This window comes from Paraburkholderia aspalathi (assembly GCF_900116445.1).
Classification (GTDB): domain Bacteria; phylum Pseudomonadota; class Gammaproteobacteria; order Burkholderiales; family Burkholderiaceae; genus Paraburkholderia; species Paraburkholderia aspalathi.
The window spans coordinates 1-2,773 of record NZ_FPBH01000084.1; the positions used below are offsets into that span (position 1 = coordinate 1).

Below are 2,773 nucleotides of genomic sequence, written 5' to 3' on the forward strand. Positions count from 1 at the left end.
GTCGGTCGGCTTGCCGGCGAACTCGCAGAGGAAGATATCGTCGATGCGTTCCGTCTTGGGCAGCATGACGGCGGCGACGGATGGCGCACGGCATAGGGCGATGTCGTCGCGAAACCATTCGCTGTTCACATCATTTACACGGACCGCCACCGGCGTGCTGTTTGTTGCCAGCCACTCGGCGAGGGCTGCCCGCGCGATCTTCTTCTCGGTGGCGGGCACTGCATCTTCCAGATCGATAACGATCACATCGACGCCCGACGCAGCCGCCTTGGCAAACCTGTCCGGCCGGTTGCCGGGAACGAAGAGATAGGAGCGGGGTGCAAGGTCAGCCATGTTGGGCCTCCAGTTTCGATTCAGGGAGCAGTCTGGGTACGACGTTTACATTGGTAATCACCCATACCGATGCTATGGAGCGTTTGAGTTCGTCTTCGGTGGCCGCATTGCCATACAAACCCAGTGTGATCGTTTTGTGCTCGAGTTCGGCGCGCGTGAGCGTGTTGCCCGGATCGCCCTTGGGATCATCCACGCGGCCCTCGAAGGTGCGGCCGTCCTTCGTCTGAACGACGACCTTCCCGATCCAGCGTGACGGATAAGCCGTATCGACTTCATGGTCGAGCACCATCGAGACCTTCTTGCAGAAGTGCGCGATCCTGCTTTCCTTGTAATGGCCGTCGAACTCACGCACACCCGCGTGGCCGAATTCCGCGACCAGAGCGAGTACGGTGCCCATAGAGAACTTCGCCTGATGAACAGTCTTTGGATCGGTTACCGGTCCGAGGACATCGATCGCGGCCTGGTGAACATGAGTGACCACCGTCTCGATGTCGTCAGGCACGAGCTTCTCGCGCTGGATAACCTGCAGCAGAGCATCGGCCGCCGGATGGGTGTGCCGGCACGAAGCGTGATACTTGAAGGACGTTTCGATCAGCGCCCAGCGCTCGCCGAGCGCTTCGGCGAGTTTGTCCGGATGCGTTTGCGTGGACATGCCGGCTCCCATGCCTTTCGCGCCCTCGAAGATGTCTTTCGCACCGGTGAAGCCGTCGGCTGCCAGGTAGGCAGCGAGAAGACCGTTCGCCGCAGCCTTGGCCGTATGCAGTTGCTTGGAGTCCGCGGCGTCTTTCAGGAATTCCCAGAGTCCGGCTGCCTGGGTGCCGGCTGAGCCAAACGCATTCAACATCTGTTCATCGCTCAATCGCAAAAGATTACCGACTGCCACTGCAGCCGCGATCGTCCCGACCGTGCCGGTAGTATGAAAAATCTTGTAGTGCGACCGGCCGAGGAATTCGCCGACACGGATGCCCACTTCATAGCCTGCAACAGATGCAGCGATAAACTCTTTGCCACTTCTGCCAAGCGCCTGCGCGGCGGCCCACGCTGCGGGGAAGACGACGGTTGCCGGATGCAGGACCGAACTATTGTGAAGATCATCCTGTTCGGCGAAATGCGATGCGGCGGCGTTGATCATTGCCGCGAAGAGCGCGCTGGTGGTTCGGCGGGAGATCAGTACTTCGCAGGGGCCAGACTGTGGTCCGAATTCGAATGCGTACTTCTGGATCGTCTCGACGGGGCGCGCTTCGCGGCCAGCCAGCGCTGATCCGAACCAGTCAAGGAAGAGGTCTTCCGTGCGTGTCACCACGTCTTTGGGGATCTGTTCAAACTTGAGACTGGCCGCAAACGAAGCAAGAATCTGGGTGTTACTCATAACAGGCTTACCTTAACTGGGGAGTTAGATTACGGCCGCTTCACGAAGCTCGCGGATGGCGTCGGTCGAAAACCCCAATTCGTTCAAAAGGGCTTCGGTGTGCTGGCCTAACGCGGGCACGGCGTCCAGTCGAACATCGGATGCTGTACTGACGCCTGGCGGCAGCAAGGCGGGAATGACGCCTGCAGGGGAGTCGATGCTCACCCAGCGATTGCGTTCCTTAAGCTGCGGATGCGACCACACGTCCGGCATATCATTCATTCGTGCGTTGGCGATCTGCGCGCTATCCAGCCGACTGATGACTTCTTCCGAAGTCAGTTTGCTGAATGCGGCGACGATGATTTCGCGCAGTTCCTCGCGTGCTGCAGCCCGCTTCGAGTTGGAACTGAAACGAGGATCGACGGCGAGCTCGGGCTTCAGCAGAACCTGTGAGCAGAAGACACCCCATTCACGCTCGTTCTGCAAACCCAGCATGACCGTCTTTGCATCGCCGGCGGGGAAGGGGCCATAGGGGTAGATGGTCGCGTGAGCGGCGCCGGCGCGAGGTGGCGGGGATGCACCGTCGAACGCGTAGTAAAGGGGATATGACATCCACTCCACCATGCTCTCGAGCATCGAGACGTCGATTTCCCGTCCCAAGCCGGTCTTCGATCGTTGCAGAAGCGCGGCGAGGATGTTCGTATAGGCGTACATCCCTGCAGCGATGTCAGCAATGGAGCAGCCGGCCTTGGCTGGTGAGTCCGGACCGCCGGTAATTGACAGGAACCCGGACTCACTCTGAATCATCAGGTCGTATGCCTTCTTGTCGCGATAGGGACCATCGGATCCGTAACCGGAGATGTTGCAGACAATCAGGCGGGGATACCTGTCGTGCAAAGCTTCATACGACAGACCCAGTCGCGCTGCGGCGCCTGGTGCCAGGTTCTGCACGAGCACGTCGGTGTCCTCTAGCAGGCGCTCGAAAATATGCTGCGCTTGCGGGGCCTTGACGTCGAGCGTGAGGCTCTCCTTCGAGCGGTTGCACCATACAAAGTGCGAGGCCATGCCGTGCACGCGCTCATCGTAGGCACG

Annotated in this window: 3 protein-coding genes; all 3 read right to left on the reverse strand. The window is 59.9% G+C overall.

The features are described from left to right. On the reverse strand, positions 1–333 hold a 333-nt coding region (locus tag BM438_RS44410), incomplete at its 3' end, for an aldolase/citrate lyase family protein (RefSeq protein WP_244179622.1). Continuing rightward, positions 326–1,702, reverse strand: a complete 1,377-nt coding sequence (locus tag BM438_RS44415; protein ID WP_093647906.1) for an MmgE/PrpD family protein — start codon at positions 1,700–1,702, stop codon at positions 326–328. The genes BM438_RS44410 and BM438_RS44415, both read right to left, overlap by 8 nt. 24 nt (positions 1,703–1,726) lie before the next feature. Next, a partial coding sequence (locus BM438_RS44420) for a CaiB/BaiF CoA transferase family protein (protein WP_093647909.1) occupies positions 1,727–2,773 on the reverse strand: 1,047 nt, incomplete at its 5' end.